Source organism: Paenibacillus dendritiformis (assembly GCF_945605565.1).
GTDB lineage: Bacteria > Bacillota > Bacilli > Paenibacillales > Paenibacillaceae > Paenibacillus_B > Paenibacillus_B dendritiformis_A.
The window spans coordinates 3,958,845-3,974,387 of sequence record NZ_OX216966.1 but is presented as its reverse complement, the minus strand read 5'-3'; the positions used below and the strand labels follow the sequence as shown (position 1 = coordinate 3,974,387).

Sequence of the window (15,543 nt, the reverse complement as noted above, 5' to 3'; positions counted from 1 at the left end):
CTTCATCCCTCCATTAGTTAGTGATTAATCAATTACTATTAGCCACAAAAAAAGACCCGTTTCTTCTCTGCAATTCGCGAACCGTAACCGTGATTGCCTCTTCGAAAGCCGTCGCTCGTACCGGTCCGATCAACCGCTCGTATTTGTCCCCGCTCAAGACAAGCGGTTCTTCGGTCAAATAGAGCATCTCCACTACCTCCTTCATTACCGGGACGACCATGCCGAGCAAGGACAGCCCGACTCTTCCGAGCGGAATGACCGGTTTGTCGCTTCCGCCTGCCTGCCGGGCGATTCTCACGATTTCCCTGCCCGAAATCAATCCTGCGCCCGGAATATGCCAATTCTGCCCATAGGCTTCGTCCCTATCGGCAAGCTCCGCGATCATGAACGCCGCGTCCGGTAAATAGACGAACTCCCGGGGGACACGCATATTACCGATGAAAAATGCCATCTTGCCAGTCGCAATCGCTTCGAGTGTAGAGCCCAGATAAGAAGCCTCGTTCGCTGCAGGCCCGTAATAATCCGGCAAGCGAACGATCATGACCCTGGCCCGGCTCCACCGGTCGCTGAACAGCATGTTCTCGTAAGCCAGCCTGATCTTGCCCTTCCTCGTATGCGGCTGCTTCGGATGCTCCTCGGTCGCTCGCGCCATCTGTCTTCTTCCATAAGGATAAATGCCGTCGATCACCACTACTTTCAAGCTCATCTGTTCCGCGGCCTCCATCACCGATTCCCCGAGAGGAATCAACTTGCTTACCATCTCATGATACGGTACGTTCGCGCAATGGAACAGGACGTCCGCGTCTTCCGAAGCGATGACGATGCTGTCCGGATGGAAGGCATCGCCTACGGCAACCGTCAAATGTTCCGGATTGCCTAGTCTAGCCCTTAGCTGCTCCAGCTTCTCGCGAGAACGCCCGAAGGCCACCGTCCGAATTCCTCGCTTAACCAGCTCCTCTGTAACCGAAGCTCCCGTGCCTCCCGTTGCTCCAACTACAATTGCTTTTTCCAAAGGAATCACCTCTATAATTTATTTGTAATTGATTAATCACTAACCTGAAACCAACATAACATGTTGTAATTGATTAGTCAATCACATCATGTTATAAGATTGTACCCTTCTCATATTTCCTTCAATTCGGGCATCGCCAGTGCTACCGAAACGTTGCACAGCATGCCACGGGCCAGGAACAGCATCGTCCGTTCCTCGGCATTCGGAATGCCGGCTGCCCTGAAAGCGTCCAGAACCATTCGGCGGACTTCCCCGAATCCATTGCGCATTGCTTCCCGGATCGAGTCTTCCCGGATCGTCTGAGCCTGCATCTGAAGCAGAACTTCACTTTGATACGAGTCCAGAATATCTTCGTAGGCCTGAATCAGGCCGGTCTCCAGCTGTTCCGGCGACGCGGACTCCACGACCTTGCGGAAGGAATCGATCACCCGTGCCCAGGACACCTCCAACGCCGTAAGCAACAAAGCTTCCTTCGTTGAGAAAAAACGAAAAATATACGGCTGAGATATTTTGGCCCGTTCCGCAACCTGTGCTGTTGTTGCCCGAAAGTATCCGATCTCCGCAAATACATCGATCGCAGCCGAAATGATGTCCGATCTGCGGTTAACCGTGGTCGTCTCGATTTTTGCCATCTGATGTAACTTCTCCTTTTCATATTAGTGATTAATCAATTAATATACCCAGTATATACGAATAATAACATGGAAACAATGCAGCAAAAAGTCCCTCACTTCAAAAACCTTACAGCGCGTTCTGGTAAAATCAACCTATGTTGTTCTTTGATAACTGGATATATGGGGTTGCATGGAGAAATCAAAGGCGAAAACCAAGGTTATCCTTCCATGCGTAAAATATCCAAGGTAATAAAAGAACTCCGAAACGTTGGACATCTGCTTTGTATGAACATATGCCCCTACTTCCCGACTTTGGCTAGAATCTTATTCATGCTTACTGGAAAATAATCATTCACATCCACACCTACGTTGACCGCATTATTTCCTAAAACAGCCATTCTCTTTGAATATTACTTTTGTTTGGATTATGAACATGGCCGTATAAATGAATTGTATCTTTAAAATACCCTTCCCACTCCAATATTGGATAATGAAATAAAATAAACTTCAGCTTATTATAATGCAGCACATAGTAGTCTTTGACCCATTCAAATGCTGTCGAATCAAATTCAGGATCATGTAAAAATTTATCATGATTACCGCGGATTAAATATTTTTTTCCTTTTAACCTTCGCAATACTTTATTGGCATCTTCACCTGTGCCGCCAAATAAAAAATCTCCCAAAATATATATGTCATCGTAATCTGTAACATAACTGTTCCAGTTTTGGATTAACATTTCATTCATGTGGTTCATATTTTTAAAGGGTCTGTTCGACAAGTTAATAATGTTTGCACGTTGAATTCCCCTGTTCAGAAAAGTTTTTCCTAGTGCCTTAGCGGCGAAAAATAAAAAAAGTATTGTGCATCGTTATCTGACATAATGGCTGTCCCCACCGCTTGCCATAGCCTCCAATTCTAATTTTTGCCGGATGCCCATTTCCATTCTCGTTCTTAGTTGTGTATACTTCTCCATCAGCGGATGATCGAATCCCAGGATATTGCTGATTAAGCCTGTCAGCGAGTCATCCTCATGCTCGCTACCCCATTGGAACAGCTCCCGGTAAAGGTCGATTATCGACTCTTGATTAATTGGTGCATACCGTACTGGGTGCGGATCATTAACCAGCTTCAATTCCAACAGGTCGTGCAGAACATGAAGCCAGTGTTCCATCGTGCGTTCATCCGGGAAGCTGTCCGCATGTTGCATAATAATAGGTACCCGAGCCTTGTCGGGCATGAGCTCATTCGGACGGCGTGTCCGGGTACCATACGCCGAGCCACTGTTCGGCGCCGTAGTCCTCGAACCGCTCCACCTCGGTGAACCCCAGCTTCGCCGCGACGCGCATCGAGGCCTCGTTGGCGGTCTGGGTGGAGAGCACCACCGGCTCGCCGGGATGCGCGTCGGAGAACCAGTCGAGCACCGCTGCGCACGCCTCGGTGGCGTACCCGCGTCCCCACGCCTGCGGCAGGAACATGTAGCCGAGCCCGGGCTCCCCGCCCTCTGGACGGATGTGACCCTTACGCTCCGGGTCGCGCCGATCGAGCGTGATCATGCCGATCGTTGTTCCGTTGAGCTCGACCACGAAGAAGCCGAAGCGCTGCCCGGGCACCTCGGGCAGCGCGCGCTCGAGCTCGTCACGCGGTCGGGAGCCGCCGACGTAGGTGCCCACCTCTGGTGAGGCGAACAGGTCGATCAGCGCCGCACGGTCCCGGGCCTCGGACTGGCGGAGCACGAGCCGCTCGGTCATGATCGGGGCAGGTGGCCAGGCGACGGGGTGCACTGTGATCTCATCCGACATGGTGTAATCTCCCTTCTTTATTTAATTCTGTTTGGGTACCGCCGACAAAACGCGGAAAACGTACGCTAAGCAATTCGTTGCATAAAAAGCGAGCTCTCCCTCCTCTACAAGGGGATCGCTTTTCGTAAATCGCAGCTGAGCAAAGTTCAACTAACGATCTCGATAGCTTAATGAGGCTGGTATTCAAGACAGATTGAATCTACCCTCTAAACATTTATATATTAGCACATATTGGAGTTATCCTGCCCGTTAGCTTAGCGGCGGCAGTCTAATACTTTATTTTCTTTGGACAAGTGGCGAGTCAGAAGGCCAGTAATAAATGAACATATAAAAAACGAACGACGATTTTCTTCTGGAAGATTGTCTTGCAGCGTGCTGCCGAATCGCTTGCCATGCTTGGTAGCGGCAGTTCCTTCCTGTTCAGCATCGTGTATGTAACCACGTTTTCTCTCTCCCACCAAAAAGGATTTTAATTATTCATATTTTTTGACTTCCAAAACGAGTTGATGTGCTGCTGTGCTCCACTAACCTTATACACCTTTGTATACAGGACTCCTGTAAAAAGGATAAACTCCGCTTCCGTGAGAGATTGAGGATAACTCATCATCTTGAGCGGTAAACCAGGCTGCCCGTCCTGAAGCGGAGGCTGCACATGTTCGAAATGATATGAAACCCCAATCGCTCGTAAAAGCTTACTCTCCGTTGGGCCAACTCCGTGATTGAGAGTTCCACCTCCAATAGAATGGGCTGTACGGATTCTTCGATATACGAGGTCATTAATTTTCTTCCTACGCCGGTTCCTCTTATCGCTGGATCTGCGGCAATATGTTCCACGAACCGGAACAAAGGAAATTCCCATGCGGTTAGAATAGCGATGATTTCGTTATGAACGAGGTAGAGCATGAAAAAAAGACTCTATCGCATCATTTGCGATAGAGTCGGCTTTACGCTCCAATGTTAAAATACTTTCGTCGTCCAGGATTCACAATTCCATGTCTCCGTCACGACATCACGATAAAATTCAGGTTCGTGGGAAATGAGCAGGATGCTGCCCTTGTATGCCTTGAGTGCACGCTTCAATTCTTCCTTCGCATCGACATCCAGATGGTTCGTCGGCTCATCGAGCACGAGCAGGTTGGTCTCGATATTGACGAGCTTGCAGAGGCGAACCTTCGCCTTCTCGCCGCCGCTGAGCACGGCGATCTTGCTCTCGATATGCTTCGTCGTCAGCCCGCACTTCGCCAGTGCCGCACGCACCTCGAATTGGGTGAAGGAAGGGAACTCGTTCCAGATCTCTTCGATGCACGTATTATAGTTCGCATCTTTGACTTCCTGTTCGAAATAGCCGATATCGAGATTATCTCCCCGTTCCACAGAGCCGGATATCGCTGGAATCTCGCCGAGAATACTGCGCAGCAGCGTCGTTTTACCGATACCGTTCGCACCAACCAATGCGATCTTCTGACCGCGTTCCATTCGGAGGTTCAACGGACGGGACAACGGCTCATCATAACCGATGACCAGATCTGTTGTCTCGAACACCAGCTTGCTGGAAGCACGGGAATCTTTGAAGTTGAACTGCGGCTTCGGCTTTTCCTTCGCCAGCTCGATAATCTCCATCTTATCCAGCTTCTTCTGTCTCGACATCGCCATGTTGCGCGTAGCGACACTGGCCTTGTTGCGTGCCACGAAGTCCTTCAGGTCGGCAATCTCCTGCTGCTGACGCTTATAAGCAGCTTCCAGCTGCTGCTTCTTCATTTCATAGACTTGCTGGAACTTATCATAGTCGCCGACATAGCGCGTTAGCTCCTGGTTTTCCATATGGTAGATCAGGTTAATGACGCTATTCAAGAACGGAATATCATGCGAGATGAGAATAAATGCATTCTCATAGGCTTGCAGATATCGCTTCAACCATTCGATATGCTGTTCATCCAGATAGTTTGTCGGCTCGTCCAATAACAGGATGTCCGGCTTCTCGAGCAAGAGCTTCGCCAGCAGCACCTTCGTGCGTTGACCGCCGCTCAGATCGTTGACGTCCTTATCGAGACCGATATCATTCAGCCCGAGGCCGCGTGCCGTCTCTTCGACCTTGGCATCAATCATATAGAAATCTTGATTGGTTAACGTATCTTGAATCGTACCGACTTCCTCGAGGAGCTTCTCCAGCTCTTCTGGCGTTACGTCCCCCATCTTGCCGTACATGTCGTTCATTTCTTGTTCCAGGTCAAATAAATATTGGAAGGCTCCCCTTAACACATCACGAATCGTTGAGCCCTTGCTAAGTACGGCATGCTGATCAAGGTAGCCGACACGTACGCGCTTGGACCATTCAACCTTGCCTTCATCTGGTTGAAGCTTGCCGGTGATGATATTCATAAATGTGGACTTGCCTTCTCCGTTGGCGCCGATAAGGCCAATGTGCTCGCCTTTGAGCAGGCGGAAGGATACATCCTTGAAAATTGCACGGTCTCCAAAGCCGTGGCTTAGTCGTTCTACGTTTAATATGCTCATCCATGACACCTTTTCTTATATACTTTGTGCTTGATTTATTATAAACGTTATCGAGCCTAAAAGTAAGCGTAAAATAGACCGAGCCCGTTTTATGCATCGGAACCAAGCATAGGAAAAGCTGTCCTGCAACGGTGCAGGACAGCTATTTGTCCGAATTATGATTCTAATGCCAGATTAACGGATTCAACAGCGTGTATCACAGTCGTATCAAATAATGGCACTTCTGAATCTTCTGGTTTTACCAATAAACCAATTTCCGTACAACCGAGAACGATTCCTTCTGCCCCAGCATCAACCAAGTTTTTGATGACTTGTCTATAATATTCTCTTGATGATTGCTGAATGTTGCCTACACATAACTCTTCATATATGACCTTATTAACCATTTCTCGTTCTAAAGGATTGGGTGTTAAAACCTTGATCCCGTTTGACTCCAATCGTGATTTATAAAAATTTTGTTCCATTGTATATTTCGTACCTAACAGCCCAATCGTTCCGATATTTGATTTATTAATTTGATTTGCCGTTGCATCAGCGATATGTAAAGTAGGTATGTCTATTTTTTCTTCAATATATTCCATTACTTTATGCATTGTATTTGTACAAATAACGATAAAGTCTGCTCCTGCTCTTTCTAATGAGTGGGCAGCGTCGCCTAATAGTGAACCAGCCTCTGCCCACCTATCTTCTGCCTGATAACGTTCAATTTCTTCAAAATCAACGCTGTATAATAGACATTTTGCGGAGTGCAATCCTCCCAATCTATGTTTAACTTCTTCGTTAACAATTTTATAGTACTCAGCTGTTGATTCCCAACTCATTCCGCCTATAAGTCCAATCGTTTTCAATAGAATCCCGCTTCCTTCCAATAAGATATAGGAATATCATACCATCATCACGTAAAAGGAAGAAAGCCCCGATAACCGCCAAATTCATTCAGCACACAAAACATCTCGATGTCCGAAAATCATTCTTGATTTTTTTGATGAATATGCTAATATTTACCTCGAAGATGCCCCTTTTCTTAGGTAATTTTGTTCCAAAGAAACACGATTACTCTAAGAAATTGGGGCCTTTTTCATTTTTTCGATTGAAGCTCGGGTTAATCAAGTTAGGAGTGATGGAGTATGAATGTGTGAGGTTTGTATTCGCAATAGACGATTTCCAATTCACTGAAGTGTTGGTGACATGCGCTTCGCATATTAAGGAGGTCTGCTATGAAAAGAAGTATTCTCAAACCAATCGTCATGCTTGTCATTATGCTAGGAACCGTTCTTATCTTTCCGTTTACCGCATTCGGAGCTTTATCCACCCCTACCCTAAATATCAGTGCGTCCAATGCAACCTGCACCTTAAGCTGGAACGCCATTCCCGGTGCAACCGGTTATGATATCTATCGCAACGGCAGCTGGTATCGATGGACAAATGCTTTGTCCTCGTCTGATACGGGATTGACCAACGGAACAACGTATACGTATACCGTTGCCGCCCAGAATGACACTACCAGTCCGGTGACGACTTCACCACAAAGCGCCAGCAAAACATGCACCCCAACGGGCGGCGGTACCGGCGGCGGATTCGTCGTTACCGAAGCGCAGTTCAACCAAATGTTCCCTGACCGCAATCCATTTTATACCTACTCCGGTTTCGTATCCGCCCTCTCCGCCTACCCCGCATTCGCCAATACGGGAACCGACACGATCAAAAAACAAGAAGCCGCCGCTTTTCTAGGAAACGTTGCCCAAGAATCGGGACATTTACGATACATCGTTGAGTTAGATACAGCCAACTATCCGTTTTATTGCGATAATTCGAGTGTGCTGTACCCATGCGCTCCAGGCAAGCAGTACTACGGGCGAGGACCGCTCCAATTAAGCTGGAACTTTAATTATGGCGCTGCCGGCGCTGCTTTAGGACTCCCCCTTCTAACCAATCCGGACTTGGTCGCACAGGATTCTTCCGTAGCCTGGAAAACAGCTTTGTGGTTCTGGAACACGCAGAACGGAGCAGGGACGATGACCCCGCATAACGCAATGGTCAATGGTTCAGGCTTCGGCGAGACGATTCGGTCCATCAACGGCGTGAAGGAATGTAATGGGGCTAACCCTGCTGCCGTGACGAATCGAATTAACTTTTACACGATTTTCGCCAATTTGCTTGGCGTCCCTACGGGCAGCAATCTTGGCTGCTAGGTTTGACAACGATATAAAGAAGTAAGAATGTTGTATAAGGAGCGATTTATAGCAGGAACAGGTACGGATAGGCGCTTCTACGTAGCGATCTATCGACTGCCTGTTCTTTTTCATGGTTAGAGTAAAATTGTTGGACCTTCGTACGGACCTTTAGGTAAAGAATTGGGATGGAAAGCTATGACAAAAAGTCTTTGACTCTGTCTCTATATTTATCCCTGACCCCTTGGTAATCCGTGTACAGCCGATTGTTCACCACAGAAGCATTTCCAAAGAAGAAACGCTCGTAGACGGTCTGCCTGCCGCCAAATGTACTGACGCTTAGCTCCCATGCCAATCTGGCTAACTGAACACTTTTTTTGGCATCCAGATCGATGCCCTTCATGTATCGGTTCAATTGATCGCTCATAACCGCATCAAAATCCTTTTCATCCGGAATCATAATCAGATTGCTGGCGCCAATCAGTTGAATGATTTCAATCATTCGCGGATAGACCTGTTGAAAATATACATTCGCAGCAAGCAGCGGTTTCCGGGCGGGAAGCATATTGCCCCATCGATCGGGAGAAGCCCCTTTCTCGGCGGCAAGCTGAAATGCCTTGAGCGTCTCAACGGCTACGATCACCTCTGTCACCTTATCGATGATATGGCCATGACTCTCCAATCCGGCGGCCTTAACCAGCATTTCAATGGTTCCTAACAGAAACTCCGTTTTGGCAATGTTTTTGCATAGGATCTGCGTGCCGGCATAGGTATGAAAATGACTTTCATCCAATAAACGGTACGCCATTTTCTCATCCCCGCATACAAAGACACGGTCCCATGGAACGGTAGCATCATCGAAAATGACGAGCGTATCCATTTCTTCAAACCGGGAGCTTAACGGATAATTGTAAGTGGATTCTCCGCCTACAAAGCTTTCCCGGCAGATAAAGCTGACGCCTTCCAGGCTGCTCGGAACAGCAAAGGCGAAGGAATAGGGACTTTCCTCCGCCCCTGATAAAGAGAAAGGAGTGGGATATACCAAAATCTCATCCGAAGTTGCTCCTTGTGTATCTAACAGAAAGGCTCCGCGAATCACGAGACCGTCTTTATTTTTGTCGATGATTCGAGCCGCCTCCGGTTCTTCGAATGTCCGAAGAAAAGTGGACACTCGTCCCGCCTTCGGCTGAATGAACACGTGAGAAAGCGTAATATCGTTTTCCCGGCAATCTTCGTAATACCGTTTCAAGTTGGCTGCATACTCTGGATATTGCTCCTCAAGTACCCCAGCCGCAGCGGAGAAAGCCATAATGGCGGTGTTCATATAATCAGGAGAACGTCCCAGGAAGCCGTGATGAATGCTTGCCCAGGCCTGCATCATCTGTCTGCGCAGCGCAAGATCCTTCTTTGTTTTCGGTTGCTTGAAGGACAATCCGACCGGATCGCCTGTCAAGGGCGAAGAATATACCATGGTTGCTTGCGATTTTTTGGCATGCTGCATATCGTACATGGAAGCTTGTGTAGCCATAAGTCCTTTGAAAGCTTTATGTTCCGAAATAGCTCCCTGCACCTGCTCTCCCGCGATCCAGACGTCCGGGGAATTATTGTTTATCCGCTCGATATACTCGCTCCCGTTTTTGACCGGCATTCAGATCGCCTCCTCGTCTCTTTAGATACATTATTCGTTCCAGGACAGCTTGGAATGAACGAATATCCCTCTGCGCGCCAAGAATCTGGCTTTAGCTTTACCCTTTTCATAACCCTTTCTCCTGCGTGGTGAAATAATGATAAACATCGCATAGTGAAAGGACGAACGCGATGCAGCGTTGCAGGCTCTCTCTTTTTGACGAGGGGGCTCTTTGTGCTTACATACATTCAAGGAATGCCGGAGAATGCATCTCGAGAGCCCGCAAGCGCCTGATTGAAACGAGAAAAAGCAGCTCTTGCTTTTGCAAAAGAGCTGCTTACTGCTATTAACGGTCCCGGTTCACCAAATAATTCAATAAATGCTTCAGAAAAGAAGTATTGCGGGGCACTGCTCTCAACGCTTCGCTGGCGAGACAGTAGTGTTCCCACATCTCTCTTCTGGCGCCTTCATCACCGAGGATGGTTACAAAAGTCGAAGTGTTGTTTTCCGCATCCTTGCCGACGGGTTTGCCGAGCACATGCTGATCTCCTTCATAATCAAGCAAATCATCCTTAATCTGAAAGGCAATGCCCGCATGATAGGCGAATGTTTGCAAAGCCGCCATTTCCGTTTCGGTCACCTGGGCGAGAATGGCAGGCATGACGAGACAAGCCTCAAATGCAATTCCGGTTTTGTAAAAACATATCATGTTCATTTGCTCCAGTGTCAATGCTTTGCCTTTGGACTGCAAATCCATCGCCTGACCCATGCAAATATCTGCTGCCTTTTGGGACGAATATCGCATCAAGGCAAGCACGGTGCTCGCATCGAACCCATTAAGGGATGCTTGTTCTTCAATCGCCTTCTGAATCAGGAACAGGCCGGTTAATTCGGCAGTGGCGCTGTTATGTGCCTGATGCAGGGTCGGCCGTCCTCTACGCGTAGACGCATTATCCTGAGACGGCAGATCATCGAAGATCAAGGAGGCGGTATGCATATACTCCAATGAGCGCAGCAGCGGCACAATCGCTGAAGCATTCAAGCCATATTCCTGTATGCCCATGACCCAGGCCAGCATCGGTCTCAAGCGCTTGCCGTCCCCTTCGAGACTGTAATTGGCGGCATCAATAAGCGTTTCCTTCATCGCCGGAATTCCGTGATGCTTCGGAATCGGCAACAGCTCGTTAATCTGGTCGCGAACCGTTTTGATTGTATCGAAAAACTGTTCCTTTTCTTTTCGTTCATTTTTCAGAACGGTCACCATATGGTCCCGAAGCAGTTTATCGAGGAAATCGACATCATCCGCTTTGCGAACCAGATGTTGGATGAGACGATTGAATTCCGGAATTCCGGAGGCGAAGATAGCCATAATTTCGTTATATTTTTCAATTCCGACGCGCTGTTTACAACGTTTTAGACCGTTGATGGCACGATCCAGGATTACCTCACGGGTCTTGGCATCGGAGCGATACACGTTATGGATCAAATGGGCGATGACCGCCCAGTATAATTCAAAGGGATTGATCAAATCCTTGCGCTGACCGTGGTATGTTAAATAATAGGTATAGGGTGTTACGGCACCGTCTCTCATATCGTCGAACATGTCCGCAAAATCATCGGCCAACTGGTTGTAGATGCCATAACAGAAGGTGCGATGATTAAAGCCTTCATCCACGGGCGCGCGAATGACCGAGCGGACGATCAATCGGGAAGAAGAGGATTTCAGAATGATGGGCACATACAGCTCTTCATTGCTGTAATTCGGATTCGAGAGCTCCTTGGCACGGTCCATATCCTGGGAATGAAAAAACACATAGGACTGCTCGAAAAATGTTTTCTCTGTCTCCGGCCGCTGATATCTTTTAATATACTTAAAGGCATCCCGGAGCTCCGAGTGGATGAAATGGAGCAATTCCTTGTTATTACCGCCCCACTCTCCCCATTCCGGCACCGCTCCCGTGATGATCGCGGAACGTATCATCCGGGAATATTGTTCTTTCTCTTGCGTGTTCAACACTTGAGAATCGAGCAAGTCGTCAATAAAAGGATAGGTCAGCCCATAGGAATAGCCTAGCCTGATGGCTTCATCCAGTCTACAGGCGCGTTCCGCAGGCAATAGGTCGTCATCCATCTCTTCAATGACATGGAGAACAACCCCGACAATGATTTTGATCAGCTTGCGCTGGGCTTGCTCCGCATTCATTCCTTCCGGAATATGAGCGGATACGCTCCTCAGTTTGTTGATCACCCATATCGTGGCGTCTTCTACCCCCTCCTTCTGCGCCCATCGATATGCTCCGGCGACACTCATATATTCGGTCAGTTCTCCCCCCTTTGTCGCGGTAGACTGAAGGAAGTAATTTTTGACGTCCCCCACGACACGCTGAATTCGGGTCTGTGTGTCAGTTGAATCCAGAGCTTTGCCCAGATCCCTCATGTAAATATAGGAAACGCTTCGATCCAAGTAAGCATCCAATTTTCCGGTAGAATTCAGCCATTGTATATATTTATAATAATCCGAAGAATCAGGTTTTCTCTTGCTGCGCGACAACAAGGATAGCCATGATGAAGTATGAATATGGTCCTTTTTCCATAGCTCAAAATCTTCTGTCAGTGCAGGCACATAAGTTTTGTCCCTGACCTGCGCAGAAAGGGATGCAAAATAGTGTGCTGCCTTCTGCTCAGCCATCCGGTACCCTCTATCGGCTTGATCTGTACGTTCGTAATTCATAGGATGTCCCTCAGCTTCTCGTATGAATTCATTCGTGCCCCGGCCAATCGTCGGATCGGGGTTAAGACTTTATACGTGAAATCATCTTTGCGGTTACGAAATTATGACGAGACAAGTGAATGAATGCACTCCAGAAATATTATGGTAATATCGAAGAGAAACCACACTACTGTTCAAGGAGGCTTATCTTCATCATGGCTGACCAACCTATGGATGGGAATGATAAGAAAGGATCCGATCTTGATCCTGATATGCGTGTGGAACAAAATGGGCTGTGGGGGTTGAAGTGGTTATCCCCTGAAGAAAAACCGTTTCGGTTAAGCGGCTTCTCCTGGTTCGAGCAGGAGCGGTTGTTCCGGAGACTTCCTCTTCATTCACGGCATCCGATCCCTCCCGTTGTCGATGTGCTCGCTAACCATACAGCAGGCGGGCAGCTTGCCTTCCAGACCCGCTCTGGTCAGTTGGCCATCCGCGTACAATTGGCCAATAAGGCCGATTTATACCATATGCCTGCCACCGGGCAATGCGGGTTTGATCTTTATTTAGGGAAGCCCGGGGAACAAGTTTTTTACAGAACAAGCCAATATGATCATACCCAGGACTATTTCGAAGCGATGCTGTACGATTTTCCCGCTGCCGAGATGCGCCATGTGACACTGAACTTTCCGCTCTACCAAGGAGTGAAGGCGCTGGCGATTGGAGTAGATTCTGAGGCGGCAATCGAAGCGCCGCTGCCCTACCGCAATGACAGAAAAGTAATCATCTATGGCACATCGATCACGCAAGGCGCCTGTGCGTCCCGGCCTGGAATGGCCTACACGAATATATTGAGCCGCCGCATTCCTCTGGAAATTATGAATCTCGGATTTTCCGGCAGTGGCTGCGGAGAGCCGGAGATGGCGCATATCATAACCGAGATTGACAACCCGGCGATGTTGGTGCTAGATTACGAAGCCAATGCTATCAATCCGGACCTGCTCAAGCAGACATTGCCGGAGTTTATTCGTATTTACCGGGCAGCTTATCCCGTTGTTCCCATCCTCGTTATTTCGAAAATGGAGTTCGCCAGCGAGTCTTTCGTGCCGGACATGCGGACATTGCGGCTGGAAATGGGCCGGATCCAACGTGAAACTGTCGAGAAGCTTCGTCAGCAAGGCGATTCGCATCTCCATTTTTACGACGGCAGTACACTGCTTGGCACCGATGAGACCCGATTTGAATGCACGGTAGACGGCGTCCATCCAACCGATCTTGGCTTTATGCGCATGGCCGACAAGCTGACTCCGGTCTTCAAGCAGCTGCTGCAGCACGAGCTTGCCTGATCCGGCTTCATAAAAAAGCCTCCTACTACGATGAAGCAAGAGGAAGCAACATCCGCCACATCTTCCGGCTCCCCCCACCTGTTGAAAGCGGAAAGACCTGCCGCATATTTCTGTCCATCCGGATATTGCACGTTCCGGCATTCATCTCAATGCACGGCGACCAGCGAGCCATCCTAGACGCCACGCAATACAACGGCCGATTCCCCGGTTTGCCCCGGTTACTAGCGCGATCAATCTTACAATTTCATAAGCCTCTTGAAAGCTGGATCGATTAGTATGCAGGTACCTTCTGCTGTATATTTAAGCCATAGAACAACAACGACAAACTTGCTTGAGGTGATAGATATGAACGGAAACAAATTAGTATCTGCTCTTTCTTACTGGAGTGTTCTCTTTGCTCCGATTTTATTCCCGATTCTCGTCTGGATTGTCGGAGACTCTGAGAGCAAGAGCCATGCCAAACGAGCGCTGTGGACGCATATTCTTCCTACGATTACAGCCATTATAGGATTTGCCGCGTTAGGAGTTATTAGCCTTAGCGTACGGGAGGTAGAGGTAACCTTGGGGATTGGCTCGGTAATCACCGTCGCGCTTTGCGGTATCATTAGCGTATACTTCTTTATTTGGAATATTGTCAAAGGGATTCAAGTGATTAAATCATAACCATGATAATCACATCAGAGGGAGGTGCCAGCAGGCATCTCCCTCTCCTCTTCTGAAGCTACATGTTAATTTTGGTCAAAGTGCTGAGATCAGGAAAGCCATCGCGCAGCTGCTCTTCCGTCCTTGGAGCCGGATAGCGGTATGAAATATCAATCCCTTCTACCGTGAAGCCTTGCTCGCACATCACCCTTTCGAATGGTTCGCGCAGCCCTGTCCCAGCAGCTTGCGGTTAATCCGCATACAGATTTGATCCCATGCTTCATGAATGAAGAAATGCCCGCCCTGAAATGGATGATATTCAAATGACCGCCTGCTGTATTGCTCCCACTCCAAAATATCAGGCAAATTGACATATTGATCCTCATCGCTTAGAAAAAAGACAATATCCCCATCCACCGGCTGCGGCTTTCCGTTCACCCGATATTGCTCGATCATCCGGTAATCATTCCTCAGAATCGGCAGGAAGAGCTGCAGCAGCTCCTTAGATTCGAAGAATTGTGCCGGCGTTCCGCCTATCTTGCGGATTTTCTCCAAAAAGTCCGCATCAGACAGCTTGTGCATGGGCTCTTCGTTATATTTCAGATGGGGCGGTATGCGGCCGGATAAAAATAGCGCCACCGGCTGCGGCAGACCGGAAGCTCGGGCAGCTACGGCGAGTTCATAGGCTAAGCCGGTTCCCATGCTATGGCCGTATACGGCATACGGACGCTCTCCAATCCAAGGACGCATCTTGTCCAACAAGTCTTGGACCGCTTCCGTGACATTGGCGTGAAAGGGCTCTCCCATTCTTCGGCCATGCCCTGCCAACTCCAAAGGATGCAGTTTGATTCCAGGGTCAAGCTTTTCAACCCATTTGCCATAGATGGCATGCGCTGAGCCGCCGGCATAAGGAATGCAGAACAGATCGATCATGCTCATACCGACCTCTCTTCCCATTCGTGCTTTTGTTGGTTAATTTGCTCCAAAATCTCATCCAGCGAAATCAAACTGTTGTCTTCCGGCGCTCCCTGCAGCAGCTTCGCGAACCCCGCTTCCTTGTTCAATACCTCCAATAGATCGGCCAATCCCGCCATGCCCGTCACTCCTC

17 protein-coding genes and 1 pseudogene are annotated in these 15,543 nt (G+C 48.5%); 3 read left to right on the top strand and 15 right to left on the bottom strand.

Annotated elements, in window-relative coordinates; translation table 11 throughout:
• Positions 1–28 precede the first annotated feature (28 nt).
• The 9 genes from NNL35_RS17615 to NNL35_RS17575 form a co-directional block, all read right to left on the bottom strand.
• Entirely contained in the window at positions 29–1,012 is a 984-nt protein-coding gene (locus NNL35_RS17615; RefSeq protein ID WP_006676122.1) for an SDR family NAD(P)-dependent oxidoreductase, read from the bottom strand.
• Between the two features lie 110 nt (positions 1,013–1,122).
• Entirely contained in the window at positions 1,123–1,644 is a 522-nt protein-coding gene (locus tag NNL35_RS17610) for a TetR/AcrR family transcriptional regulator (protein WP_006676123.1), read from the bottom strand.
• A 367-nt stretch (positions 1,645–2,011) separates the two neighbouring features.
• A complete protein-coding gene (locus NNL35_RS17605; RefSeq protein WP_006676124.1) occupies positions 2,012–2,374 on the bottom strand; it encodes a metallophosphoesterase family protein in 363 nt (120 codons plus the stop codon).
• Positions 2,375–2,497: 123 nt separating this feature from the next.
• Positions 2,498–2,836, bottom strand: coding sequence for a hypothetical protein (locus NNL35_RS17600; RefSeq protein ID WP_254553625.1), 339 nt, complete (start codon positions 2,834–2,836; stop codon positions 2,498–2,500).
• Between the two features lie 34 nt (positions 2,837–2,870).
• Positions 2,871–3,428 carry a GNAT family N-acetyltransferase gene (locus NNL35_RS17595; RefSeq protein ID WP_006676126.1) on the bottom strand — a complete coding sequence of 186 codons (558 nt, stop codon included), beginning with the start codon at positions 3,426–3,428 and terminating at the stop codon, positions 2,871–2,873.
• A 301-nt stretch (positions 3,429–3,729) separates the two neighbouring features.
• Positions 3,730–3,870 (bottom strand): hypothetical protein, encoded by a 141-nt coding sequence (locus tag NNL35_RS17590; RefSeq protein WP_158000433.1) that lies wholly within the window; start codon positions 3,868–3,870, stop codon positions 3,730–3,732.
• 161 nt (positions 3,871–4,031) lie between these two features.
• Positions 4,032–4,331, bottom strand: coding sequence for a GNAT family N-acetyltransferase (locus NNL35_RS17585; RefSeq protein ID WP_006676128.1), 300 nt, complete (start codon positions 4,329–4,331; stop codon positions 4,032–4,034).
• 54 nt (positions 4,332–4,385) lie between these two features.
• Positions 4,386–5,942, bottom strand: a complete 1,557-nt coding sequence (locus NNL35_RS17580; RefSeq protein WP_006676130.1) for an ABC-F family ATP-binding cassette domain-containing protein — start codon at positions 5,940–5,942, stop codon at positions 4,386–4,388.
• A 155-nt stretch (positions 5,943–6,097) separates the two neighbouring features.
• Positions 6,098–6,790: an aspartate/glutamate racemase family protein gene (locus tag NNL35_RS17575; RefSeq protein ID WP_006676132.1), complete on the bottom strand. Its 693-nt coding sequence runs from the start codon at positions 6,788–6,790 to the stop codon at positions 6,098–6,100.
• A gap of 369 nt (positions 6,791–7,159) precedes the next feature.
• Here NNL35_RS17575 and NNL35_RS17570 point away from each other — a divergent pair, with 369 nt between their 5' ends.
• Positions 7,160–8,134 carry a glycoside hydrolase family 19 protein gene (locus tag NNL35_RS17570; protein ID WP_006676133.1) on the top strand — a complete coding sequence of 325 codons (975 nt, stop codon included), beginning with the start codon at positions 7,160–7,162 and terminating at the stop codon, positions 8,132–8,134.
• Between the two features lie 175 nt (positions 8,135–8,309).
• Here the strand turns inward: NNL35_RS17570 and NNL35_RS17565 are convergent, their stop codons facing one another.
• Both NNL35_RS17565 and NNL35_RS17560 read right to left on the bottom strand, forming a co-directional pair.
• Complete coding sequence (locus NNL35_RS17565) at positions 8,310–9,761, bottom strand: 4-hydroxyphenylacetate 3-hydroxylase family protein (RefSeq protein WP_006676134.1); 1,452 nt, start codon at positions 9,759–9,761, stop codon at positions 8,310–8,312.
• 325 nt (positions 9,762–10,086) lie between these two features.
• Positions 10,087–12,471, bottom strand: a complete 2,385-nt coding sequence (locus NNL35_RS17560) for a polyprenyl synthetase family protein (RefSeq protein ID WP_040730686.1) — start codon at positions 12,469–12,471, stop codon at positions 10,087–10,089.
• Between the two features lie 119 nt (positions 12,472–12,590).
• On the opposite strand from NNL35_RS17560, the gene NNL35_RS17555 reads away from it, so the two are divergent.
• Complete coding sequence (locus tag NNL35_RS17555) at positions 12,591–13,793, top strand: SGNH/GDSL hydrolase family protein (RefSeq protein WP_238535310.1); 1,203 nt, start codon at positions 12,591–12,593, stop codon at positions 13,791–13,793.
• Between the two features lie 41 nt (positions 13,794–13,834).
• Here the strand turns inward: NNL35_RS17555 and NNL35_RS17550 are convergent.
• Positions 13,835–13,941, bottom strand: a pseudogene (locus tag NNL35_RS17550) (short-chain dehydrogenase); the annotation flags it as partial.
• 197 nt (positions 13,942–14,138) lie between these two features.
• On the opposite strand from NNL35_RS17550, the gene NNL35_RS17545 reads away from it, so the two are divergent.
• Positions 14,139–14,456: a magnetosome magnetite crystal formation protein family gene (locus tag NNL35_RS17545; protein WP_006676137.1), complete on the top strand. Its 318-nt coding sequence runs from the start codon at positions 14,139–14,141 to the stop codon at positions 14,454–14,456.
• A 58-nt stretch (positions 14,457–14,514) separates the two neighbouring features.
• On the opposite strand, the gene NNL35_RS30410 is transcribed toward NNL35_RS17545, so the two are convergent.
• Genes NNL35_RS30410 through NNL35_RS17535 form a run of 3 tightly spaced genes read right to left on the bottom strand, consistent with a single transcriptional unit; the run spans position 14,515 to position 15,529 of the window.
• Entirely contained in the window at positions 14,515–14,643 is a 129-nt protein-coding gene (locus NNL35_RS30410; RefSeq protein WP_276540138.1) for a hypothetical protein, read from the bottom strand.
• Complete coding sequence (locus tag NNL35_RS17540) at positions 14,640–15,374, bottom strand: thioesterase II family protein (RefSeq protein ID WP_006676138.1); 735 nt, start codon at positions 15,372–15,374, stop codon at positions 14,640–14,642. The genes NNL35_RS30410 and NNL35_RS17540 overlap by 4 nt, the downstream gene beginning before the upstream one ends.
• Positions 15,371–15,529 (bottom strand): hypothetical protein, encoded by a 159-nt coding sequence (locus tag NNL35_RS17535; protein WP_158000434.1) that lies wholly within the window; start codon positions 15,527–15,529, stop codon positions 15,371–15,373. The genes NNL35_RS17540 and NNL35_RS17535 overlap by 4 nt, the downstream gene beginning before the upstream one ends.
• Positions 15,530–15,543 lie beyond the last annotated feature (14 nt).